Origin of the sequence: Streptomyces sp. NPDC056527 (genome assembly GCF_042794475.1) — a bacterium.
Classification (GTDB): domain Bacteria; phylum Actinomycetota; class Actinomycetes; order Streptomycetales; family Streptomycetaceae; genus Streptomyces.
The window spans coordinates 31,637-54,432 of the sequence record NZ_JBHTTQ010000034.1; the positions used below are offsets into that span (position 1 = coordinate 31,637).

Genomic DNA, 22,796 nt, shown 5'->3' on the forward strand with positions numbered 1-22,796 from the left:
GACGAAATGAAGCTCGCTGTCGTGGGGGGCGGTTCCACCTACACCCCCGAACTGATCGACGGATTCGCGCGGTTGCGCGACACCCTGCCCATCACCGAACTCGTCCTGATCGACCCGGCCGCCGACCGGCTGGAGCTGGTCGGCGGCCTCGCCCGGAGGATCTTCGCCAGGCAGGGCCACGACGGGAAGATCGTCACCACCTCCGACGTCGACGCCGGGGTGGAGGGCGCGGACGCCGTGCTGCTCCAGCTGCGGGTCGGCGGGCAGGCCGCCCGGAACCAGGACGAGACCTGGCCGCTGGAGTGCGGCTGCGTCGGGCAGGAGACCACCGGCGCCGGCGGGCTCGCCAAGGCGCTGCGGACCGTGCCGGTGGTCCTGGACATCGCCGAGCGGGTCCGGCGGACCAACCCGGACGCCTGGATCATCGACTTCACCAACCCCGTCGGCATCGTCACGCGCGCCCTGCTCCAGGCCGGCCACAGGGCCGTCGGACTGTGCAACGTGGCCATCGGCTTCCAGCGGAAGTTCGCCGCGATGCTCGACGTGGCACCCGCCGACATCCATCTCGGCCACGTGGGGCTCAACCACCTGACCTGGGAGACGGCCGTCCGCCTCGGCGGGCCCGAGGGCGAGAACGTCCTGCCCCGGCTGCTCGCCGAGCACGGCGAGGCCATCGCCGGCGACCTCCGTCTGCCGCACTCGATCGTGGACCGGCTCGGCGTCGTCCCCTCGTACTACCTGCGGTACTTCTACGCGCACGACGAGGTCGTGCGGGAGCTCGGCTCCAAGCCCTCGCGGGCCGCCGAGGTCGCCGCGATGGAGAAGGAACTCCTGGAGATGTACGGGGACCCGGCGCTCGACGAGAAGCCCGCGCTGCTCGCCAAGCGCGGCGGCGCCTTCTACTCGGAGGCCGCCGTGGACCTCGCCGCCTCCCTCCTGGGCGCCGGGGGTTCGCCGTACCAGGTGGTGAACACGTACAACAACGGCACGCTGTCGTTCCTGCCGGACGACGCCGTGATCGAGGTGCAGGCGGCGGTGGGTCCGCAGGGCGCCTCACCGCTGCCGGTCGCCCCGCTCGACCCGCTGTACGCCGGGCTGATCGCGAACGTGACCGCGTACGAGGACCTGGCCCTGGAGGCGGCGCTGCGCGGCGGCCGCGAGCGGGTATTCCGGGCACTGCTCGCACACCCCCTGGTGGGCCAGTACGCCTACGCCGACGGGCTCACCGACCGGCTGATCGCGCACAACCGGGAGCACCTCGCGTGGGCGTGAAGCCGAACGGGTCGCTCCTCGCGATCGACGCCGGGAACAGCAAGACGGACGTCGCGGTGGTCGGGACGGACGGGAGGGTGCTCGGCTCGGCGCGCGGCGGCGGCTTCCAGCCCCCGGTCGTCGGGGTCGAGGCGGCCGTGGACACCCTCGCGGAGGCGGTCGGAAGGGCCTGGGCGGAGGCCGGCGGCGCCGACTCCCCGCCGGCGTTCTCGCACGTCTCCGCCTGCCTCGCCAACGCCGATCTGGCGGTGGAGGAGCAGGAGCTGGAGAAGGCCCTGTACGCGCGGCGGTGGAGCCGTTCGATCCGTGTCCGCAACGACACCTTCGCCATCCTGCGCGCCGGGGTCGACGAGCCGCGGGGCGTCGCCGTGGTGTGCGGGGCGGGCATCAACTGTGTCGGCATGGTGCCGGACGGCCGTACCGCCCGCTTCCCCGCCGTCGGGAAGATCTCCGGCGACTGGGGAGGCGGCAGCGGACTCGCCGAGGAGGCTCTCTGGTTCGCCGCCCGCGCGGAGGACGGGCGGGGTGAACCGACCGCCCTGGCCAGGGAGTTGCCCGCGCACTTCGGACTGCCGTCCATGTACGCGCTGATCGAGGCGCTGCACCTGGGCCGTGTCCCTGTCGAGCGTCGGCACGAGCTGACGCCCGTGTTGTTCCGTACGAGCGCGGCGGGCGACGTGATCGCCCGGTCGCTGGTGCACCGGCTCGCGGAGGAGGTCGTCGCGCTGTCGACGGTCGCCCTCGGGCGCCTCGGGCTGCTCGACGAGGAGGTGCCGGTGCTGCTGGGGGGCAGCGTGCTGGCCGCGCGGCACCCGGAGGTGGACACCCGGATCGCCGAACTGCTGGCCGTGAAGGCGCCGAAGGCCGTGATCGGGGTCGTGACCGCGCCGCCGGTGCTGGGCGCGGGGCTGTTCGCGCTCGACGAGCGGGGGGACGGTCCCCAGGCGGCCGCGCGACTGCGGGAGCACTACGGCGCGTGAGTCCACACGACCGGCGGGGGCGTCCTTCGGGGCGCCCCCTGCGATCGTGTTCACTCCCGCGTGGTGGAACCGATTTCGGCCGGGAGGCGTATTCATAGCAGGGGGTTCGCCTACGGGGGTGGCGCGGACGTGAGGCACGATAGGAACAAGATCGCGTCATTCCTGGTGTGCGGGTGGGGCCCCTGAGGCCATACTGCCCTCCGGGGAGTCGTCATCGACCGAGGGGGAGGCCACGTTGACATACCCGCCGAATGCGCCCGCCGCCTCGGCACCGGGCACCGCCCCGGCGCAGCCGGGACCGGGCGTTCCCGCGCAGCCGTCCGTGCCCCCCGTCACCCCGCCTCCCGCCGGTCCGAGCGCCTGGGGCGAGGTGAAGGAGCGACTGCGCCGGGCCGCCACGACCGAGCCCGGACGGCTGCAGATCCTCGGAGCCGTACTGGCCCTGCTGGTCGTCGCGTTCGGGGGCGTCACCGCCTTCGAGGTCGCCGACCGGGCCTCCTCCGCCGACGACGTGGTGAGCCGGAGCCAGCCGCTGAGCGCCGACGCCGCCGACATCTACCGCTCGCTCGCCGATGCCGACACGGCCGCGGCCAGCGCCTTCCTGGCCGGCGCGCAGGAGCCCGCGGACGTCCAGAAGCGGTACGCCGACGACATCAGGACCGCCTCCCGCCTCCTGGTCAAGGCCGCGGCGAGCACCGAGGGTTCGACCGAGTCGGCCCGCGAGATCGCCGCGCTCAACGAGCAGCTCCCCCGCTACACCGGCCTGATCGAGCGGGCCCGCGCCGCCAACCGGCAGGGCCTGCCGCTCGGCGGGGCCTATCTGCGGTACGCCAACAAGCAGATGACCAGCGAGCTGCTGCCCGCCGCCGAGCGGCTGTACGAGGCGGAGACCGCGCGCCTCCAGCAGGACGACGAGGACGCCCGCGACTGGCCCTATCTCTCCCTCGCGCTCGGCATCCTCGCCCTCGCCGTCCTGGTCCTGGCCCAGCGGCGCAACTACGCCCTGACGAACCGGGTGTTCAACCACGGGCTGCTCGCCGCCACGGCCGCCTCCGTGGTCGTGCTGCTCTGGATGGCGGCGGCGCACACCGTCGCACGCGCCGGTCTCCATGACGCCCGCGAGCACGGGCAGAGCTCGCTCCAGGTCCTCAACGCCGCCCGGATCAGCTCCCTGAAGGCGCGGGCCAACGAGAACCTGACGCTGGTCGCGCGCGGCGCCGTCCTCACCGAGGACGGCAAGAACGACAAGTACGAGACGGACTACACGAGCAGCATGACCGCGCTGACCGACGCGCTCGCCCAGGCCCGGGAGCTGGCGGACGACGATGCCGGGCGCGACCCGCTGGCCACCGTGGCGGAGCGCACCGCCGAGTGGAAGGACCGGCACAAGGACGCCCGCGCCAAGGACGACGCGGGCGACTTCGAGGGAGCGCGGCTCCGGGTCGTCGGCCCCGACAAGACCACCGGGCAGTCGTTCGACCAGGTCGACGCCGCCCTGAAGAAGGCTCTGGCTCACGAGCAGTCCGAGTTCACCAGCGCCGCCGAGGGCGGCCGGGGCGCTCTGACCGGGCTCCCGCTGGGCGCCGCCGCGCTCGGTGTGCTCGGCGCGGCGGGTGCGATCGTGGGCATCAACCGCAGGCTGTCGGAGTACCGGTGAGAGGGGGCGGGATGCGGAACGGCGTCGACGGCGCGAGGATGCGCGGCCCGGCCGGGCTCCGCGGACGTCTCCTCGGCAGCCGGCCCCTCGGGCGGCTGCGCGGCTGGGGCGGGGTCGCGGCCATGGCCGTGGCGTGCGGTCTGACCGCCTCGCTGACCCTGCTGCCCCTCACCCACAGCGCCCGCGGCGACTCCGGAGTGACCGAGGTGACCGGGCCGGGCGTGGGCATCGGCATGCCCGTGAAGGCGGACACCTGCGAGAACCCGGAAGCCTCCCTCACCCCGTCGAGCGCCGACGGCCCCTCGATCGCGGCGATCAAGGCCCGGGGGAAGCTCGTCGTCGGCGTCGACCAGAACAGCTTCCGCTGGGGCTATCGCAACGCCGAGGAGCGCACCCTCGAAGGCTTCGACATCGACCTGGCGAAGGCGATCGCCAAGGACGTCCTCGGCAGCGAGAACGACATCATCTTTCGGGCCATCCCCACCAATCAGCGGATCGCGGCCCTGGAGAGCGGCAAGGTCGACCTCGTCGTGCGGACGATGACGATCAACTGCAAGCGGATCGAGCAGGTCGCCTTCTCCACCGCCTACTTCCAGGTCGGCCAGCAGATCCTCGCGCCCAAGGGCTCCACGATCACGGGGTACGACTCCTCGCTCGGCGGCAAGCGGGTCTGCACGGCCGAGGGCTCCACCGCCTACGAGGCCCTGGAGCAGAACGCCTTCGGCGCGACGTTCAAGGACGAGGCGGACGGCACCAAGGCCGACAAGGACCTGCTGACCGTCCCCAACCAGCTGGACTGCCTGGCGCGGCTCCAGCTGGGCGAGGTGGACGCCGTCCTCACGGACAACGCGCTGGGGGCCGGCCAGGCCGCGCAGGACCCGGCGGTCGAGCTCAAGGGCAAGCCGTTCACCACCGAGTACTACGGAGTCGCCGCCAAGCTCGGCAACGACGACCTGGTCCGCCGGGTCAACCAGGTCCTCGTGCAGTACCGCCAGGGCGCCTGGAAGACGGCGTACGACAAGTGGCTGAAGGCGGACCTGCCCGGGATATCCGGGCCGCCCGCACCGAAGTACAAGCAGAGCGAGAGGTGATCGATGGGCGTCGCGGGCACCCCCGGGCCGGTGATGGACCGGGACGAGGTGGACCGTGCGCTGGCGCGGCTCGGCGCGGAGCACAAGGCGGTCGAGGACTCGCTCCTCGCTCTCCAGGACCACGCGGGCCGCAGGCTGCTGGAAGGCGCGGAGCTGACCGGCACGACCCGGGACCGCTGGCAGTCCACCGAGCGGACGATCACCCTGCTCTGGACGTACTTCGACGCGTACACCGGCGCGCTGAGCGAAGCCCGTGACCTGCGGGCGCGGCGGCGCTGGTCCAGTCGGGAGGACCTGGAGGAGCTGACCGAGCGGCTGCGCGGCGAGAGCGTCGTCGTCGCGGGCGGGGCGCAGCAGCAGGCCCTGCTCTCCGAACGGTTCACGCTGGAGGCGCTGGTACGGCGGATGAACGAGCTGTACGCGTCCTCGCTCGACATGGTCGTGACCGCCGACGCCGTCTGGTCCGCGCTGCCCGCCCGGATAGACCTCCTCGCCGCCGAGCTGGGGCGGACGCGCTCGCTGGCGCACTCGGTCGGCGTACGGCCCGGGGAGCACCCGGCCGGCGACGAGCTGGAGTCCATCACGGCCGAGCTGACCGCGCTGCGCGCCGAGGTCGTCACCGATCCGCTGACCTTCTGGCGTCCCGCGGCGGGCAGTTCGGCGCCCGGCGGCGGACGGCCGGACACCGAGCGGTACGACCGGGCGGCACGGGCCCTTGAGGACATCCGGCGGGAGATCGAGGCGGTCCTCGCGGTCCGGCAGGACTCCGAGGACCGCCTGCTGCGGCTGCGGGACGTGCTCTCGCGGGCCGACCGGACACTGGCCGAGGCCCGGGCGGCGCGCGGTGAGGTCCTCGCCAAGATCGCGGCCTCCGAGGTGCCGGCCGTCAGCGGCCCGCCGACGGTCCTCCAGGAGCGGCTCTCGACCGCCGCCGAGTACCGCAGGCACGCCCAGTGGCACCGGCTCTCCCCGCTCCTGGAGTCCCTGGAGCGGGAGGCCGAGGACGAACTGCTGCGCGCCCGTGAGTCCTTGACCGCCGTCACCGCACCGCTGGCGGTCCGCGCCGAGCTGCGCGGCCGGCTCGACGCGTACAAGGCGAAGGTCGCCCGCCTGGGCGCGGCCGAGGATCCGCTGCTGATCGAGCGGTACGACGCGGCTCGCCGGATGCTGTGGAGCGCGCCGTGCGACCTGCGGGTCGCCGAGCAGGCGGTGCTGCGGTACCAGCAGGCCGCGGCGGAGGTCCTGTCCGGACCCAGAGATGCCAGGGGGAGTCAGTGGTGAGCACCTGTCAGCGTCCCTCGTGCGAGGGATCGTACGAGGACATGGGCAGCGGCGAGCTGTACTGCGACACCTGCGGGCTCGCGCCGGTCGTGGCCGAGGGCGGAATGCTCCAGGCCAATCCGACCGGGATGGCCGTGCCCGGCAAGGGGTCGGCCTCGTCCCGGTCGAGTTCGCGCGCGTCCTCCCGCAGCTCCTCGCGTTCCTCCCGCTCGTCCACCTCCCGTCGTTCGGTCTCCGGGCGGCTCTCGCGTTCGCTGTCGGGCGGGAGCAGCAGCCGTTCGGTCTCGGTGCGCAGTTCGGGCGCGTCGGCGGCGCAGTCCGGGCGGAACCGGCTGGGCGCCGGCCTGGTCTCGATTCCGGAGGTGCCACGTCCGGACCCGCGCGCCGCGGTGATGGAGAACCCCGAGGTTCCCGAGCGGAAGCGATTCTGCTCCCGCTCGGACTGCGGGGCGCCGGTGGGCCGTTCGCGCGGTGACCGGCCGGGCCGCACGGAGGGCTTCTGCACCAAGTGCGGTCACCCGTACTCCTTCGTGCCGAAGCTGCGCGGCGGCGACATCGTGCACGGGCAGTACGAGGTCGCGGGCTGTCTCGCGCACGGCGGCCTCGGCTGGATCTATCTCGCCGTCGACCGGGCGGTCTCCGACCGCTGGGTGGTGCTCAAGGGCCTGCTCGACACCGGCGACCAGGACGCGATGGCGGCGGCGATCTCCGAGCGCCGCTTCCTCGCGGAGATCGAGCACTCCAACATCGTCCGGATCTACAACTTCGTCGAGCACCTCGACCAGCGCACCGGCTCCATGGACGGCTACATCGTCATGGAGTACGTCGGCGGCAAGTCGCTCAAGGAGATCGCCAACGACCGCAGGACGGCGGACGGCCGGCGCGATCCGCTGCCGGTGGAGCAGGCCTGCGCGTACGGCATCGAGGCGCTGGAGGCGCTCGGACACCTGCACAGCCGGAACCTGCTGTACTGCGACTTCAAGGTCGACAACGCGATCCAGTCCGAGGACCAGCTCAAGCTGATCGACATGGGCGCGGTCCGCAGGATGGACGACGACGAGTCCGCGATCTACGGCACGGTCGGCTACCAGGCGCCCGAGGTGGCCGAGGTCGGCCCGTCGGTGGCGAGCGACCTCTACACGGTGGCGCGCACGCTGGCCGTGCTGACCTTCGACTTCCAGGGCTACACCAACGTCTTCGTCGACTCGCTGCCCGAGCCGGACCACATCGAGGTGTTCCGGACGTACGAGTCGTTCTACCGGCTCCTGGTGCGTGCGACGGACCCCGACCCGGCCCGCCGGTTCTCCTCCGCGCAGGAGATGGCGGAGCAGCTGACCGGGGTGCTGCGTGAGGTCGTCGCCCTCCAGTCGGGTCGGCCGCGTCCGGCGCTCTCGACGCTGTTCGGCACGGAACTGCGGGTCACGGACACGCAGTTGTTCGCGGAGCTGACGGAGGACGTGTCGGCCCTGGGCGCCCGGCAGACGCGGCGCGGCCGCAAGGCTCTGCCGCCGGGCACGGGCGCCGGTGCGGTGGCCGGATCCGCCGGGGCGGTCGGGGCGGTGGCCGGGAGGGTCGGCGCCGGTCCGCTGCTCACGCCCCTGGACGGGCGGGCCACGTCGCTCGCGCTGCCCGTCCCGCGGGTGGACCCGGGGGACCCGAACGCCGGCTTCCTCGCCGGACTGATGGCCTCGGCGCCCGCCGAGCTGATCAGCGCCCTGCACCACGCTCCCGCGCCCTCCCTGGAGCTGCGGCTGCGCGAGCTGCGGGCCCGCCTGGAGATGGGCGACCTGGGCTCCGCCGGGCGCGCGCTCACCACTCTGGAGGAGCAGGTCCCGGACGACTGGCGGGTGGTCTGGTACCGCGGTCTCACCTCCCTGGTGACCGGCGACCACGAGAACGCGGCGCTGTCCTTCGACGCGGTCTACGACGCGTTTCCCGGGGAGCCCGCGCCCAAGCTGGCCCTCGGCATCTGCGCGGAGGTCCTCGGCCAGCTGGACAACGCGGCGGAGTACTACCGCCTGGTGTGGGCGACCGACCCGAGTTTCGTCAGCGCCGCGTTCGGGCTCGCCCGGGTGCAGCTGGCGGCCGGTGACCGCACGGGAGCCGTACGGACCCTGGAGTCCGTGCCGGAGGCGTCGATCCACTACACCGCGGCCCGGGTCGCCGCCGTGCGGGCCCGGCTGCGGCGACGGCCGCCGAACGAGCCTCTCGGCGCGGATCTGACGGCGGCGGCGACGCAGGTCTCCGCGCTCCAGGGCTTCGGTCTGGACGCGGTGCGCCGGGAGCAGTTGTCGACGGAGGTCCTCGGCACGGCGCTCGACTGGGTACTCTCCGGAAGTCCCGGAGCGGGTCCCGGCGGCGCACTGCTGCTCGGCAGCGAACTGGACGAGCGCGGACTGCGCTTCGGCCTCGAACGCTCGTACCGGGTGCTCGCCCGGCTCGCTCAGCGGGGCGAGGAGAGGATCGAACTGGTGGAGCGGGCCAACCGTTTCCGCCCCAGGACGTGGGTGTGAGTATGTCCCAGAAGCCCCAGCACGATCTCTCGGCCTGCCCCGGCTGCGCGGAGCCGCTGGACACGGGCGACCGCTTCTGCGGTGCGTGCGGATTCGACCTGTCGGCCGTACCGGCGTCGGCGCCGGACCGTCCGACGGTGGCGATCGGTACGCCCGTCAGCTGGCCCGACGCCCCGGCCCGCGAGCCCGGCTCCCTGTCGACGGTGACCCAGCACCCGGGGGACCTTCCCGGCACGGACTCGGGCGGTCGCGACCTCCCGACCACCGAGGCGTCGGAGGGGGCGGATGTCCCGGCGGCGCGGCCCGCACGGGACCTGCCGACCATCCCGGTCCGTACGGACGGACCGCACACCGCCGCGACGTCCGGCGGCGCACTCGCGGCACTCGCCGCCGAGACCGCAGGCACCGTGGGTGCCGTGGACCCCGCGGGCGCCCCCGAGGCGCCCGTCTCCCCCGGCTCCGACGGCGACTTCACGCTCGCCGCGCCCGACCCCCGTACCGCCCCGCCGGCACCGGCCCCGCCCGCCGGGACCAAGCTGTGCGTCGCCTGCCGCGCCGGGCACGTGGACCCCGACGGGTACTGCGAGAACTGCGGGCACGCCCAGCCCCGCGAGCGCGACCACATGGAGCAGGAGCTCTCCGCGGTCGCCGCCGTCAGCGATCGCGGACTGCGCCACCACCGCAACGAAGACGCGTTCACGGTCTCCGCCACCGCGCTCCCCGACGGCTCCCCCGCCACCCTGGCGATCGTCTGCGACGGCGTCTCCTCGGCGACCCGTCCCGACGAGGCGTCCGCCGCCGCCGCGAGCGCGGCCGGCCAGTCGCTGCTCGCCGCCCTGCCCCGCGGCACCCACCCGCAGCAGGCGATGCACGAGGCGATCGTCGCCGCCGCCGAGGCGGTCAACTCCCTGGCCGAGGAGCCCGGTCAGGGTGGCATGGAGCACGATCCGCACCGCCACCAGAACGCCCCGGCCTGCACCATCGTCGGCGCGGTCGTCGCCGACGGACTGCTGATCGTCGGCTGGGTCGGCGACAGCCGGGCCTACTGGGTGCCGGACGACCGCACCTCGCCGCCCGCCAGGCTGACCCAGGACGACTCCTGGGCGGCCCAGATGGTCGCCGCGGGGCTGATGAACGAGGCGGAGGCGTACGCGGACGAGCGCGCCCACGCCATCACCGGCTGGCTGGGCGCCGACGCGTACGAACTGGAGCCGCACACGGCCGCGTTCAAGCCGGACCGGCCCGGCGTGGTCGTGGTCTGCACCGACGGGCTCTGGAACTACGCGGAGGCCGCGGAGGACATGGCCCGGGTGGTGCCGACGGACGCCGCCGGACGGCTGCTGCACGGCGCCCAGGTGCTGGTCGGCCACGCCCTCGACGGCGGGGGCCACGACAACGTAACAGTGGCGCTGCTGCCGTTCGCCCTCTCCCCGCAAGGGGCAGGATCGGCCTGAGCGGTCGCCTGCGCCCTACCCCTTTCACCTTTCACGCTTGTCTGTCGAGGAGCCTCATTCCATGGCGAACTTCTCCAAGTCGAACGTGCCGCAGTTCTCGGTGGACGTGTACCAGAACGCGTTCCTGCCCGAGGGCGGGCGTGAGGTCAACGCCATCGTCACGGTCGCCTCGACCGGTGGCGGCACCAGCGGCGGCGCGGCCTTGAGCGGCACCGGCGCCGACGCCGCCGTGGTGATCATGGTCGACTGCTCCGGCTCGATGGACTACCCGCCGACGAAGATGCGCGGCGCGCGGGAGGCGACGGCCGCCGCCATCGACGCCCTGCGCGACGGCACCTCGTTCGCCGTGATCGCGGGTACGCATGTGGCCAACGAGGTCTTTCCCGGCAACGGTGGCCTCGCCGTCGCGGGTCCGGCGACCCGTGGCCAGGCCAAGGACGCGCTGCGCCGGCTGAGCGCGGGCGGCGGTACGGCGATCGGGACCTGGCTCGCCCTCGCGGACCGGCTGCTCGCCTCCGCCGAGGTGCCGATCCGGCACGGCATCCTGCTCACCGACGGGCGCAACGAACACGAGGCGCCGGAGGACCTGCGGAGCGCGCTGGACGCCTGTGCGGGCCGGTTCACCTGTGACGCGCGTGGCGTCGGTACGGACTGGGAGGTCAAGGAGGTCACCGGCATCGCCTCCGCCCTGCTCGGCACGGCCGACATCGTGGCCGACCCGACGGGCCTCTCCGCGGACTTCACCACCATGATGGAGAACGCCATGGGCAAGGAGGTCGCGGATGTCGCGCTGCGTCTGTGGACCCCGGTCGGGGTGGAGATCGCCTTCGTGAAGCAGGTCGCGCCGACGGTCGAGGACCTGACCTCGCGCCGTACGGAGGTGCCCCCGCGAGCCGGTGACTACCCGACAGGATCCTGGGGCGACGAGTCCCGCGACTATCACGTCTGTGTCCGCGTTCCACAGGCCCAAATCGGCCAGGAGATGCTCGCGGCCCGGGTCTCCCTGATCGTCCCCGATCCGGCGGGCGGCACTCCGCAGACCCTGGGTCAGGGCCTGGTCCGGGCGGTGTGGACGGACGACATGGCGATGTCCACGTCCATCAACCCACAGGTCGCCCACTACACGGGCCAGGCCGAATTGGCGCAGGTCATCCAGCAGGGCCTGGACGCCCGCAAGTCCGGTGACCATGACGGGGCGACGGCCAAGCTGGGGCGCGCGGTGCAGCTGGCGGCCGCCTCGGGCAACGAGGACACTGCGAAACTGCTTTCGAAGGTGGTGGACGTCGTCGACGCGGCGACAGGTACTGTGCGTTTGAAGGCGAAGGTCGCGGAAGCGGACGAGATGACTCTCGAGACCCGCTCCACCAAGACGGTTCGCGTCAAGAAGTAGCCCGGCCAGGGGGCCGGACGACGAGAGGGGGAAGCACCGACATGCCGACCTGCCCGAACGGACACCAGTCGGTCTCCGACGACTGGTGCGAGGTCTGCGGCCACCGCATGGCCGGGGCGGGTGCGCCGGCGGGTGCCGTACCGCCGCCTCCCCCGCCCCCGCCGCCGGCGTACGGATACCCGGGCGCGGCCGGACCCGGACAGGGTCCCGGGGGTTACGACCCGAACGCGACCGCCCAGGCGGAGCTCTGCCCCCAGTGCCGCACCCCGCGCGAGGCCATGGCCCCGTTCTGCGAGGAGTGCCGCTGGAACTTCCTGACCAACACGGCGACCTCGTACACGCCGGTGGCACCGCCCTCCCCGCAGCAGAGCCCACCGCCGGGCCTCAATCTGCCGCCGGGCTTCCAGTCGCCGCCGCGTCCGCCGCAGCCGCAGGCTCCGCAGCAGCAGGACCCGTACGAGTACCAGAGCTCGCGGCCCTCGCAGATGAACCGGCCGGCCGAGCCGCTCTCCGCCGACCCCACGCACCACCAGGCGCCGCCGCAGCGTCCGCCGATGCAGCAGCCGCCCCAGGGACAGGCTCCCCAGCCGCCGCAGGCACCTCAGCACCCGCAGGGGTTCCAGCAGGGACCGCCGCAGCCCCCGCCGTCCTTCTTCCAGAGCCCGCCGCCCGGCGGGCAGGCGCCTCAGCAGCCCGCTCCGCACGCCCCGCCGCAGCACGGTGGGGGCGGTGACGACTGGATGCTGCCGCCGCCCTCGCAGCCCCAGGCTCCGCCACAGGCGCCCCCGATGCAGCAGCACGCCCCCCAGGCGCCGCCGCAGCAGCACGCCCCGCAGCCTCCGCAGCAGCAGTACCAACCGCAGCGGCCCGCAGCGGGCTGGTCGGCGTACATCGGGCCGGACCGCGACTACTTCATGGCGATGATGCAGCGCAGCGGTCCGGAGGCCACGGGTCTCAACCTGCCCGCCTACTCCCCCGAGCAGCATCTGCCGCTCCAGGGGAACCAGGTCAGCATCGGCCGCCGCCGGCACTCCACCGGCGAGTCCCCCGACATCGACCTCTCCGTGCCGCCGGAGGACCCGGGCGTCTCGCACCAGCACGCGGTGCTGGTGCAGCAGCCGGACGGCTCGTGGGCGGTGGTGGACCAGAACTCCACCAACGGCACGACGATCAACGGCGGTGAAGAACCGATCCAGCCGTACGTCCCCGTCCCGCTCCAGGACGGCGACCGGGTGCACGTCGGCGCCTGGACGACGATCACGGTCCGCAGGGGATAGGCGGTCGGGGTCCCGGCGACCCCGGGATCAGCCGCTCGGCAGTGGCCAGGCGTACGGCCCCTCGGGGTCGTCCAGCCAGGCCCACTGCCGGCCCCCGAGCACCGTCACCCCGAAGCGCTCCCGCTCAGGCCGCCGCTCGCGCTGCCAGAGCGAGAGCGCTTCGCGCGCGTCGAGGGTGTCCTCCGCGAGAGTGCGCAGGAAGCGGAAGCGCTCGTCGTCGAACACCTGGCGCGGCAGGCCCATCGGCCGCCGCCGGGGGAAGCGGGCGTTGCCGCCGCGCAGCGCGACGAAGTAGGCGGAGGTGGGCAGGAAGCGGCCCTCCGCGTGGGAGGCGTCGCGCACGCGCAGCAGGATCAGCCCGGTGGAGAGCGGGGCCAGCACGAGCGCCTCGGGACGGCACTGGGAGAGCCAGGCGTACGGGATCGACGGCACCGTGCAGGTCGCGACGATCCGGTCGAAGGGGGCGCGGCCTGGGCAGCCGCGGGCGCCGTCGCCGGTGATCACGGCGGGCCGGTACCCGGCCGCGGCGAGATGGACGCGGGCGGATTCGGTGGTCTCCTCGTCGAGATCGACGGTCGTGACGTGCTCGGCGCCGAGCCGGTGGCTGAGCAGGGCGGCGTTGTAGCCGGTTCCGGCGCCGATCTCCAGGACGTCCTGCCCGTCCCGTACCTCCAGGGCCTCCAGCATCCGAGCCATCAGCGAGGGCTGGCTCGAGGAGGTGAGCAGTTCCCCGTCCCGCACCCGGGTGGCCAGTGGCTCGTCCTGATAGGCGCCGTGCAGCCAGCGGGCGCGGCGGCCGGGGTCGGGGTCGCCGGACCAGAGCCGCTCGTAGCCGCCGGTCCCGGAGACGTAGTAGCAGGGGACGAAGAGATGGCGGGGCACCTCGGAGAAGGCCGTGCGCCAGGCGGGGTCGTGCAGAGTGCCGTACGCCTCGATCTCCCGTACGAGAACCCGTCGCGCCCGCGCACCGTCCTCGGCGAAGCCGTCCTCCGGCCGAACGCCCATGCCTCCACTGTCCTGCGCGGGCGATGGGGAGGCGAACGGTCCCGGGAGTCCGGTGGTCCTAGACCTCCGGTCCTCGGTCGGGGCATCTGAGACGATGGAGCGGTGATGGAGATTCCGCGCGGCACACTTCAGGAGCAGACCTTCTACGAGCAGGTGGGTGGCGAGGAGACCTTCCGGCGTCTCGTCCGCCGCTTCTACCAGGGCGTCGCGGAGGACCCCCTGCTGCGCCCGATGTACCCCGAGGAGGACCTCGGGCCGGCGGAGGAGCGCCTCGTGCTCTTCCTGATCCAGTACTGGGGCGGCCCCCGCACCTACAGCGACCACCGCGGGCACCCCCGGCTGCGGATGCGGCACGCCCCCTTCACGGTCGACAAAGCGGCGCACGACGCCTGGCTGAGGCACATGCGGGACGCGGTGGACGAGCTCGGTCTGGCGCCCGAGCACGAGAGCCAGCTGTGGAAGTACCTGACGTACGCGGCGGCGTCGATGGTGAACACTGCGGACTGACGCATTCCGGTGTCGTGGCCCCGAATAACGGTCACGATCGAGTCAAGGTCCCCGTGCAAGCGGTTACCAGAGGCACGTGCCCTCTGAAAGCATCGGATGAACGTTCGGTGGGGTTCAGGGGGATGGGTGACCGGGTTCGTACTTCTGCGCGTCAGGGCACACCGGTTGCTGCTCACCGCGGCGCTTCTCGCCGTGCTGCTGACCACCTCCGTGCTCGCGGCCCTCGCCGCCTTCTCCGGCTCCATCGGCGATGCCGCCCTCCAGGGCACCCTGCGGGGCCGGGCCGCGCCCGCCGCCGCGCTGGTGGTCTCGGCGCAGGTGCCGGCGGCCGAACGGGACGGCGCGGACGCGGCGACGCGTGAGGCGGCCGCCCGGACCTTCGACGGGCTGCCGGTGCAGGTGCGGAAGCTGGAGCGCTCGGGCCCGTACGCGCTGCCCCGGAGCCTTCAGGACCCGGGCGCGCGCCAGGGCGAACCGGACCTCACGCACATCGCCGCGCTCGACCGTTCGCGCCTCACGCTCGTCAAGGGCGCCTGGCCCCGCGGCGGCGCGGCAGGGGGAGCGGTCGACGTCGCCGTGCCCGAGGAAGCCGCCGAGCGGCTGCGGATCGGACCGGGGACCGTACTCGATCTCACCGACCGGCTCGGCGGCAAGCCCGTCACAGCCCGCGTCACGGGCCTCTACCGACCCGCCGACCTCACCGACCTCTACTGGCAGCTGGATCCGGCGGGCGGGCGCGGGGTCCAGACCGTCGTGTTCACGACGTACGGCCCGCTGGTCGCCGATCCCGCCGTCCTCGGCTCCGGCCGGGTCACCACGGGCGAGACGTCCTGGCTGGCCACCGCCGACTTCACCGGGGTCACCACCGGCCGGATGGACGCGCTGAGTGCCTCCGCCACGGCGGAGCCGAAGGCGCTCGCCGCCGACACCGCCCGCTTCGGCTCCACCGTCACCGCGCACACCTCGCTTCCCACCGTCCTCGAAGAGACCGACCGGGCCCTGCTCGTCTCCCGGTCCACTCTGATGATCGTCGCCGTGCAGCTGGTGCTGCTGGCCGCGTACGCCCTGCTGCTCGTCGCCCGGCTGCTCAGTTCCGAGCGATCGGGCGAGACCGCGCTGCTGCGGGCCCGCGGCGGTTCGCGGCGCCGCATCGCCGCGCTCGCCGCCGTCGAGGCGCTGCTGCTCGCCCTGCCCGCCGCCGTGATCGCTCCGCTCCTCGCCGGTCCGCTGACCAGGCTGCTCGCCGACCGGTCCTCGCTCGGCGCGCTGGGTCTACGGCTCGACGACGCCCCTCTCGGCCAGGTGTCCCTGGTCGCGGCGCTCGTCGCCGTCTGCTGCGCGGCCGCCGTGGTGGCGCCCGCGCTCAGCACCGGGGACGGCGCGGTGGTGAAGCTTCGCAAGGGGCGTACGGCCGCGCTGCCCGGGCCCGTACGGGCGGGGGCCGACATCGGCCTCCTCCTCGTCGCCGCCGTCGCCTACTGGCAGCTCGACCGGCAGACCGGGGAGTCCGGGGGCGCCGGTGCGCTCAGCGGCGACCGCGGGGGCTCCCTCGGCATCGACCCCCTGCTCGTGGCCGCGCCCGCGCTGGCGCTGCTCGCCGGCACCGTCCTGACCCTGCGGCTGCTGCCTCCGGCGGCCAGGCTCGCCGAGCGGCGCGCCGCAGGCGGCCGCGGACTGCCGGCCGCACTCGCCGGCTGGCAGTTCAGCCGCCGGCCGCTGCGGGGCGCGGGCCCGGTGCTGCTGCTCGTCCTCGCCGTCGCGATGGGGATGCTCGCCATCGGGCAGAGCGCCTCCTGGGACCGCTCGCAGGAGGACCGGGCCGACTTCCGTACGGGAACGGCACTCCGGATCCTCACCGGCGGCGCCCCCGACCCCACCCAGGCCGGGCGGTACGCCGCGGTGCCCGGGCTCGCCTCGGCCGCCCCCGCGCACCGCGCCACCACGGACCTCGCGGAGAACCGGACCGCGACCGTCCTCGCCCTGGACACACGGCATGCCGCCGACGGCTTCCTGCTCCGCGACGACCTCGCCGACCGCCCCACCTCCGCCCTGCTGACCTCCCTGGCCCCGAAGGACGCCCCGCGCCCCGGGGTCGCCCTGCCCCCCGGCAGCCGCGGCCTCGCCCTCGACCTGCGGCGCACGGCGCCGCCCGGCGCGGCGACGCTCCAGGTGACGGTCGTCCTGGAGGACCGGCACGGCGTTCCGTACCGTCAGCTCCTCGGGCCGCTGCCCGCCGACGGCAAGCCGCACCGGCTCGCCCTCGACCTCGGCCCTGACGGGACCGGCCCGGCGGCCGGCGGGGTGCTGCACCTGACCGGCGTGGAGCTGGACGGGCGGAGCGCCGACGGCCCGGGCGGGCGCCAGACCCTCGCCGTCGAGCGGCTCGTCTCCCTCGATGAGCGCGGCGCCGGGCGTCCGCTCGACATCGCCCGCTCCTTCGCCTCCTGGACCGCGGGGTACCGGACGACGTCGAACGGCGAGTGGCAGGATCCGACCCCGCTCACCCGGGGCCCGGGCGGCGCCGCGCCGTTCTCCGTCGGATTCGACGTCGACGGCGTCTCCCGGACGGATCTCTTCGACGGCACGGAGGACTTCAGCGTACGGATCGCCGCCCCTCGGCCCGCCCCGCCGAAGACGCTGTCCGGGGTGGCGAGCGACGCCTTCCTCACGGCGGCGGGGGCGAAGAAGGGCGACGAGGTGGAGGTGTCGCTCGCCGGCCTGCGCCTGCGGGTGACGATCGTCGACAGCGTCCGGGAGCTGCCCACCACCGGCAGCGGCGCTGGGACCGTGTCCGCGACCGCACCGTCCGCCACGCCCGACGACGGGGGCGCTCTCCTCCTCGACCTGCACGCGGCCAACCAGTACCTCGCCGACGACCGCACCGCGACCCTGCCGCCCACCGAGTGGTGGCTGACCGCCGCGCCCGGCCGGACCGACGAGGTCGCCCGGGCGCTGCGTGCCCGCCCGGACGCCGATCCCGGCCAGGTGCTCGTACGGGACGAGGCCGCCGCCGAGCTGCTGGGCGACCCGCTCGGCGCGGGACCCAACGCCGCGCTGATGGCGGTGGCGGCGGCCGCCGCGGCGCTCGCGGCCGTCGGGTTCGCGGTCAGCGCGGCCGGCTCGACCCGTGAACGCTCGGCCGAGTTCGGGGTGTTGCGGGCGCTCGGCGCCCCGCGCCGCCAGCTGGCCCGGCTGATCGCCGCCGAACAGGGACTGCTGGTCGGCATCGGCCTGCTGGTGGGCGTCGCCCTCGGCGCCGTGCTGACCCGGGCCGTCGTCCCGCTGGTCGTCCTGACCGGACAGGCGACCCGGCCCGTCCCCCGCGTCCTCGTCGAACTCCCGCCCGGACACGTGGCCCTGCTGCTCGCCGGGGTCGCCGCGCTGCCGCTGCTGATCGTCGCCGCGATCGCGCTGCGCCGCACCGACCCGGCCGTGACCCTGCGCCACCAGGGGGACCAGTGATGCGTACCGCACCCGGCAGGAAGGCGACCGCCATGCCCCGCAAGCCCGCCCGCGCCGTGGCGCCCTGGGTGCGGACCCGGCTGCGGACCGCCCCCGGGACCGCATGGGCCTTCGCGCTCCTCGTCCTGGTCACCGCCTTCCTCGCCGCCGCCCTCCCCCGGACCGTGGACGGGTACGAGACCGAGGGGCTGCGGCACGACGTCGCCACCGCCGCGCCCGCCAAGGCGGTCCTCGGCATCACGACCCTCCTTCCGCGGGTGCCCGCGGAGGGCGGCATCGAGCCCGAGCGGCTGGCCAAGGACCGCGCCGCGCTGGAGGAGCTGCTGCCGCGGCCGCTGCGCTCCGACCCCCGGGAGTCCGTGCACGGGGTGCGGACCACGAAGCGGGTCACCGGACTCGACCCCTGGCTTCCCCGGCCGTTCGGGATAGCACCCGAGTTCACGATGGCCACACCGTCCGGGCTCGCCGAGCACACGACGGTACGGGAGGGCCGGCTGCCCGCCCACGCCGACGCGGTCAAGGGCACGAGCGAGGCGGCCGTCACCGCGTCGACGGCGAAGTCCCTGGGACTGGAGGTCGGTTCGGTGGTGCACGTGCCGGCCAAGTTCTCCTCGACCCCGCTCGCCGTCACCATCACCGGCATCGTGGACCCGGTGCGGCCCGCGGGCGCCTACTGGTCCGTGGAACCCCTCCTGCGGTCCCCCGTCTACGCCGTGGTCCCGCGCGGCGACGGCAAACAGTTCTACTGGCAGGCCGCGCTGCTGCTCCCGCCCGCCGGCGGCCCCGTGCTCCTGACGGGCAGCGGTGAGCCGGAGCTCTACTGGCGCCTCGCGCCCGCCTCCGGCCATCTCACCGCGCAGGACACGTCCCGGTTCGGAGAGGCGGTCGCCTCGATGTCCGGCGGCCCGGGCCTGGTGCAGGTCCGAGAGGCGATCGGCCGCAACGGCGAGGTCGACACCGACCTCGACGAGGTCGTCGGCGCCTACCGCGGGATGCGTACGGCGATCGCCCCGGTCGTCGCCGTCGCCGCGTTCGGCATCGGCGCGGTCGCGGCAGTCGTCCTCGCCATGACCGGCGGCCTGTTCGCGGCCCGGCGCGCCACCGAGCTGGCGCTGCTGCGCTCGCGCGGCGGCTCGCTCGCGGGCATCGGGGTCCGGCTGCTCGGCGAGACGGCGGTCCTGGCCCTGCCCGCCGCCGGGCTGGGTCTGCTGCTCGCGACGGTCGTCCTCCCCGGCGCCCGCTTCCTGCCGGCCCTGGCCGCCGCCGGCGCGGTCGCGCTCCTGGCCACGCTGGCGCTGCCGCTGCGCGCGCTGTTCCTGCACCGCAGGCCGCTCACGCACGGAGGGCGCCAGGACCTGGTCGACGCCCGCCCCTCCCGGGGCCGCACCGTCGCCGAACTCACCGTGCTCGTCCTGGCCGTCGGCGCGGTCGTGGCGCTGCGCCGACGCGGCACGGAGGATTCCGGGGACTATCTCGTGAGCTCGGCCCCGGTGCTGGTCGCGCTGATCGCCGCGCTGGTCCTCGTACGGCTGTATCCGCTGCCGCTGCGGTGGGCGGCCCGTCCGGCGCGCAGGCTGCGCGGGGCGGTGGGATATCTGTCGCTCGCCCGGGCCGGGCGTTCCTCGGCGACCGGCGCGCTGCCGCTGCTCGCTCTGCTCGTGGCGCTGACGACCGCCGCGTTCGGCGGCTCGGTGCTCGCCGGGGTCGCCGACGCCCGCGACCGGGCCGCGCTCCTGGAGACGGGCGCGGACGCACGGATCACCGGGAACACCGACGGGATGCCGCTGCCGGCCGGACTGGCGACGGCGGTGCGCGGGTCGGCGGGGGTACGGGACGTGGCCCCGGTCCAGATCGAGTACGGCCTGCCGCTTCCCGCAGGGACGGGCCGTACGCAGGAGGCGCGGTCCGTGCCCCTCGTGGGGGTGGAACCGGAGTCGTACACCCGTCTCGCCCGGCAGACCGGCTTCGGCCCCTTCCCCGCCGGCCTGCTGAAGTCCACCGGCACAGGCGGCCGGATCGACCACGACCGGGTCCTGCCGGCCATCGCCTCCCCGGCGGTCGCGGCGCGGCTGGGCGGCGAGCCGCAGAGCGTGACGGCGGCCGCGGGTGAGTTCAAGGTGCGGATCGTGGCGGTACGGGCCGCCACCCCGGCTCTGCCCGGCGGGGACTTCCTGCTCGTCAACGCCGCCGACCTGACGAACCGGGCGGACACCGCGCTGCTGGCGTACGGCCCTTCGGTCGACGGGAAGGCGCTGCGGGCCGCGGTCGCGGCGAAGTCCCCGAACTTCTCGGTGGTGCTGCGGACCGAGCGACGGGCCACCTATGTGGACTCGCCCATGCAGTCCGGCGCCGAGCGGATCTACCTGGCGGCGATCGGCGCTGGCGCCGGCTACGCGGTGCTCGCCGTGCTGCTGTCGCTGATGCAGTCCGCGCCGGAACGGGCCACGCTCCTGGCCAGGTTGCGGACCATGGGCCTGACCCGGCGGCAGGGCCGGCGGCTCCTCGGGCTGGAGGCGCTGCCGCAGGCGCTGCTCGCCGCGGTCGGCGGCACGCTCGTCGGCTGGGCGACGATCCTGCTGCTCGGGCCGGGCGTGGATCTGGTCCGGCTCTCGCTGGCGGCGGCGCCGGGCTTCGGCGTCCTCGACGACGCGACCCTGAGGGCGGACCCGTGGTCGCTGGCGCTGCCGGCGCTGGGCGTGGTGGTCCTGACAGGGGTGGCCGCCGTCCTTCAGGCGTGGTGGTCCGCACGCACAGGCTCGATCAAGGAACTCAGGGCAGGAGACGCACGATGACCGACATCAGCCTCGCCGAGCTGGAGCAGCGGGCGACCGCACACCGCGACCGGCCCTCGTACGGGCACGACGCCCTGATCGCCTGCGACCGGCTCGTACGGATCTTCACCACGGACGGCGTGGAGGTGCAGGCGCTCCAGGGACTCGACCTCCTGGTGAAGGAGGGCGAGTTGATGGCCCTGGTCGGGGCGTCCGGCAGCGGCAAGTCGACCCTCATGAACATCCTGGCGGGCCTCGACGTGCCCACGGCCGGCGCGGCGAAGGTCGCCGGCTGCGATCTGCTGGCCATGGACGCCAAGGCGCGGCTTCGGTACCGGCGCGACGTGGTGGGCTTCGTCTGGCAGCAGACGGCGCGCAACCTTCTCCCGTATCTGACGGCGGCGCAGAACGTGGCCCTGCCGATGCAGTTGCGCGGCGGCCGAGGCCGAGCGAGGCGGAAGGGCGAACGGGCGGAGGAGCTGCTGGCGATGCTGGACGTCGCGGACTGCCGGGACCGGCGCCCGCACCAGATGTCCGGCGGGCAGCAGCAGCGGGTGGCGATCGCGGTCGCCCTGGCCAACTCCCCCTCGGTACTGCTGGCGGACGAGCCGACCGGTGAACTGGACTCGGCGACGGGTGAACAGGTCTTCGCGGCCTTCCGCCGCGCCAACGAGGAGCTGGGCACGACGATCGTGATCGTCACCCATGACCAGGCCGTCGCCTCCGAGGTCCGCCGCACGGTCGCGATCCGCGACGGCCGCACCTCCTCGGAGGTCCTGCGCCGCACGGAGGTCGACGCGGAGGGCCAGGAGTCCCTGGTGGCGCGCGAGTACGCGATGCTGGACCGTGCGGGGCGGCTGCAACTCCCGGCGGAGTACACGGAGACGCTGGGCATGGAGCATCGCGTGATGCTGGAGCTGGAGCAGGATCACATCGGGGTGTGGCCGGACGACAAGGGCCCGGAGGGCGCGGCCGGGTGACGGGCCGCGCTCACCCCCGGCGGAGTTCGCCACGCGCCGAGGGACGGGTCACGCGGCTCGTCCGAAGGTCAGTGCCTGTGCCGTGAGGTCGGGGCGACGGTCAGCGACATCGGGACCGTACGCAGGGCTATCGAGCCGTACGGGGTGCGCAGGCGCAGCCAGGGGCCCGAGGCGAGGAGCGCCACCGGGACCTCGTGCGGGGGCAGGAAACCGAGGGACTGCGCCGCGTGCACGGCCCGCAGCGGAAGCCCGGTGTCCGCGACCGTCCGCGACCAGATGTCGCGGCCGATCCGGTCCCGCTCCGCCCGCGTCCGGCGCTCCTCGGGCAACTCCTCGTCCCGCGCCCGGAATTCGGAGACGGCGGCTGCCACCGCGCCGCGCAGTGCCGCGACTCCCGGCATTCCGGTCACCGGCTCCCAGCCGCCCCGCGGCGGCAGGACCCCGGTCCACGGCGGTCCCGTGACGGCGTCGGGGACGACGGCCTTGCCGGCCGACTCCTCGACGCCTTCGAGGAGTTCACCGGCCGACACCGTGACGTCCAGCTCCACCTCGTCGACCAGCCGCGCCGTGCGGATGGCCAGCACCTCGAACGACGGCGGCCGACCGAACACGGCCAGCGCCCCGCCCCCCGCCTGGAGGCGGACGGCGGCGGCGCGGTCGTAGTGGATCAGCCGGGCCAGGAAGGCGGCGAGGTCCGCCGCCTCCCTGGCGTCGGCGAAGTGCAGCGGCGCGATCATGCGGCGGCCGTCATCCCGTCGTCCATGTACTCCTCGAGGAACGAGCGCTCCTCGGCGGAGATACGGCGCGGCCGCTGGGCCTCCAGGTCGAAGGGGACGACGATCGTGGAGGCCCGTACGTACGTCACGTCCGGGTCCTTGATCTCGTACGCGATCGTCAGGGACGCCGCGCCTATCTTCGTCACCCACGACTCGATGGTCACCGGCGCGTGCCGGTGGACCAACGGCCGTACGTAGTCGATCTCGTGCCGGGCCACGACGGACCCGCCGGAGAACGACGGCGAACCGTCGCCCGGTGCCAGCCGGAACATGAAGTCGATCCGCGCCTCTTCCAGGTACCGCAGGAAGACGACGTTGTTGACGTGCCCGAAGGCGTCCATGTCCGACCAGCGCAGGGGACAGCTGTAGATGTGACGCAC

The 22,796-nt window shown here is 74.1% G+C and carries 16 protein-coding genes; 13 read left to right on the forward strand and 3 right to left on the reverse strand.

The window, feature by feature from the left end:
• Positions 1-6 precede the first annotated feature (6 nt).
• The 9 genes from ACFQ7Q_RS18475 to ACFQ7Q_RS18515 all read left to right on the forward strand — a co-directional run bounded on the left by ACFQ7Q_RS18475 (position 7) and on the right by ACFQ7Q_RS18515 (position 12,915).
• Positions 7-1,272: a 6-phospho-beta-glucosidase gene (locus tag ACFQ7Q_RS18475; protein WP_383556096.1), complete on the forward strand. Its 1,266-nt coding sequence runs from the start codon at positions 7-9 to the stop codon at positions 1,270-1,272.
• Positions 1,269-2,252, forward strand: coding sequence for an N-acetylglucosamine kinase (locus tag ACFQ7Q_RS18480; protein ID WP_383556168.1), 984 nt, complete (start codon positions 1,269-1,271; stop codon positions 2,250-2,252). The genes ACFQ7Q_RS18475 and ACFQ7Q_RS18480 overlap by 4 nt, the downstream gene beginning before the upstream one ends.
• A 235-nt stretch (positions 2,253-2,487) precedes the next feature.
• On the forward strand, positions 2,488-3,909 hold the full coding sequence (locus tag ACFQ7Q_RS18485) for a hypothetical protein (protein WP_383556098.1): 1,422 nt from the start codon (positions 2,488-2,490) through the stop codon (positions 3,907-3,909).
• An 11-nt stretch (positions 3,910-3,920) separates the two neighbouring features.
• Entirely contained in the window at positions 3,921-5,000 is a 1,080-nt protein-coding gene (locus ACFQ7Q_RS18490; RefSeq protein WP_383556100.1) for a glutamate ABC transporter substrate-binding protein, read from the forward strand.
• A 3-nt stretch (positions 5,001-5,003) separates the two neighbouring features.
• The gene (locus ACFQ7Q_RS18495; RefSeq protein WP_383556102.1) at positions 5,004-6,281 is read left to right on the forward strand and encodes a hypothetical protein; all 1,278 of its coding nucleotides are present in this window, start codon (positions 5,004-5,006) and stop codon (positions 6,279-6,281) included.
• 41 nt (positions 6,282-6,322) lie between these two features.
• Positions 6,323-8,794, forward strand: coding sequence for a tetratricopeptide repeat protein (locus ACFQ7Q_RS18500; protein WP_383556170.1), 2,472 nt, complete (start codon positions 6,323-6,325; stop codon positions 8,792-8,794).
• Between the two features lie 2 nt (positions 8,795-8,796).
• On the forward strand, positions 8,797-10,248 hold the full coding sequence (locus ACFQ7Q_RS18505; RefSeq protein WP_383556172.1) for a protein phosphatase 2C domain-containing protein: 1,452 nt from the start codon (positions 8,797-8,799) through the stop codon (positions 10,246-10,248).
• A gap of 61 nt (positions 10,249-10,309) precedes the next feature.
• A complete protein-coding gene (locus tag ACFQ7Q_RS18510) occupies positions 10,310-11,638 on the forward strand; it encodes a VWA domain-containing protein (RefSeq protein WP_383556104.1) in 1,329 nt (442 codons plus the stop codon).
• A gap of 41 nt (positions 11,639-11,679) precedes the next feature.
• Positions 11,680-12,915 (forward strand): FHA domain-containing protein, encoded by a 1,236-nt coding sequence (locus ACFQ7Q_RS18515; protein ID WP_383556106.1) that lies wholly within the window; start codon positions 11,680-11,682, stop codon positions 12,913-12,915.
• A gap of 27 nt (positions 12,916-12,942) precedes the next feature.
• On the opposite strand, the gene ACFQ7Q_RS18520 is transcribed toward ACFQ7Q_RS18515, so the two are convergent.
• Positions 12,943-13,920: a methyltransferase domain-containing protein gene (locus ACFQ7Q_RS18520; protein WP_383556108.1), complete on the reverse strand. Its 978-nt coding sequence runs from the start codon at positions 13,918-13,920 to the stop codon at positions 12,943-12,945.
• Between the two features lie 102 nt (positions 13,921-14,022).
• On the opposite strand from ACFQ7Q_RS18520, the gene ACFQ7Q_RS18525 reads away from it, so the two are divergent.
• The 4 genes from ACFQ7Q_RS18525 (at position 14,023) to ACFQ7Q_RS18540 (ending at position 21,640) form a co-directional block, all read left to right on the forward strand.
• Positions 14,023-14,427, forward strand: coding sequence for a globin (locus ACFQ7Q_RS18525; protein WP_329120479.1), 405 nt, complete (start codon positions 14,023-14,025; stop codon positions 14,425-14,427).
• 126 nt (positions 14,428-14,553) lie between these two features.
• Positions 14,554-17,889: an FtsX-like permease family protein gene (locus ACFQ7Q_RS18530; RefSeq protein WP_383556111.1), complete on the forward strand. Its 3,336-nt coding sequence runs from the start codon at positions 14,554-14,556 to the stop codon at positions 17,887-17,889.
• Positions 17,889-20,681, forward strand: coding sequence for an FtsX-like permease family protein (locus tag ACFQ7Q_RS18535; protein WP_383556114.1), 2,793 nt, complete (start codon positions 17,889-17,891; stop codon positions 20,679-20,681). Before ACFQ7Q_RS18530 ends, ACFQ7Q_RS18535 begins: the two co-directional genes overlap by 1 nt.
• Positions 20,678-21,640 carry an ABC transporter ATP-binding protein gene (locus ACFQ7Q_RS18540; RefSeq protein ID WP_383556116.1) on the forward strand — a complete coding sequence of 321 codons (963 nt, stop codon included), beginning with the start codon at positions 20,678-20,680 and terminating at the stop codon, positions 21,638-21,640. The genes ACFQ7Q_RS18535 and ACFQ7Q_RS18540 overlap by 4 nt, the downstream gene beginning before the upstream one ends.
• A 68-nt stretch (positions 21,641-21,708) precedes the next feature.
• Here the strand turns inward: ACFQ7Q_RS18540 and ACFQ7Q_RS18545 are convergent, their stop codons facing one another.
• Together ACFQ7Q_RS18545 and ACFQ7Q_RS18550 are read right to left on the reverse strand one after the other, a co-directional pair.
• Positions 21,709-22,377, reverse strand: a complete 669-nt coding sequence (locus ACFQ7Q_RS18545; RefSeq protein ID WP_383556118.1) for a hypothetical protein — start codon at positions 22,375-22,377, stop codon at positions 21,709-21,711.
• Complete coding sequence (locus tag ACFQ7Q_RS18550; RefSeq protein ID WP_383556121.1) at positions 22,374-22,796, reverse strand: acyl-CoA thioesterase; 423 nt, start codon at positions 22,794-22,796, stop codon at positions 22,374-22,376. Before ACFQ7Q_RS18550 ends, ACFQ7Q_RS18545 begins: the two co-directional genes overlap by 4 nt.

Excerpts from the sequence above, each read along its gene's own strand:
- ACFQ7Q_RS18495 (WP_383556102.1), top strand. The coding sequence starts at position 5,004 with ATGGGCGTCGCGGGCACCCCCGGGCCGGTGATGGACCGGGACGAGGTG.
- ACFQ7Q_RS18535 (WP_383556114.1), top strand. The coding sequence starts at position 17,889 with ATGCGTACCGCACCCGGCAGGAAGGCGACCGCCATGCCCCGCAAGCCC.
- ACFQ7Q_RS18515 (WP_383556106.1), top strand. The coding sequence starts at position 11,680 with ATGCCGACCTGCCCGAACGGACACCAGTCGGTCTCCGACGACTGGTGC.
- ACFQ7Q_RS18540 (WP_383556116.1), top strand. The coding sequence starts at position 20,678 with ATGACCGACATCAGCCTCGCCGAGCTGGAGCAGCGGGCGACCGCACAC.
- ACFQ7Q_RS18520 (WP_383556108.1), bottom strand. The coding sequence starts at position 13,920 with ATGGGCGTTCGGCCGGAGGACGGCTTCGCCGAGGACGGTGCGCGGGCG.
- ACFQ7Q_RS18510 (WP_383556104.1), top strand. The coding sequence starts at position 10,310 with ATGGCGAACTTCTCCAAGTCGAACGTGCCGCAGTTCTCGGTGGACGTG.
- ACFQ7Q_RS18500 (WP_383556170.1), top strand. The coding sequence starts at position 6,323 with ATGGGCAGCGGCGAGCTGTACTGCGACACCTGCGGGCTCGCGCCGGTC.
- ACFQ7Q_RS18475 (WP_383556096.1), top strand. The coding sequence starts at position 7 with ATGAAGCTCGCTGTCGTGGGGGGCGGTTCCACCTACACCCCCGAACTG.
- ACFQ7Q_RS18505 (WP_383556172.1), top strand. The coding sequence starts at position 8,797 with ATGTCCCAGAAGCCCCAGCACGATCTCTCGGCCTGCCCCGGCTGCGCG.
- ACFQ7Q_RS18545 (WP_383556118.1), bottom strand. The coding sequence starts at position 22,377 with ATGATCGCGCCGCTGCACTTCGCCGACGCCAGGGAGGCGGCGGACCTC.
- ACFQ7Q_RS18490 (WP_383556100.1), top strand. The coding sequence starts at position 3,921 with ATGCGGAACGGCGTCGACGGCGCGAGGATGCGCGGCCCGGCCGGGCTC.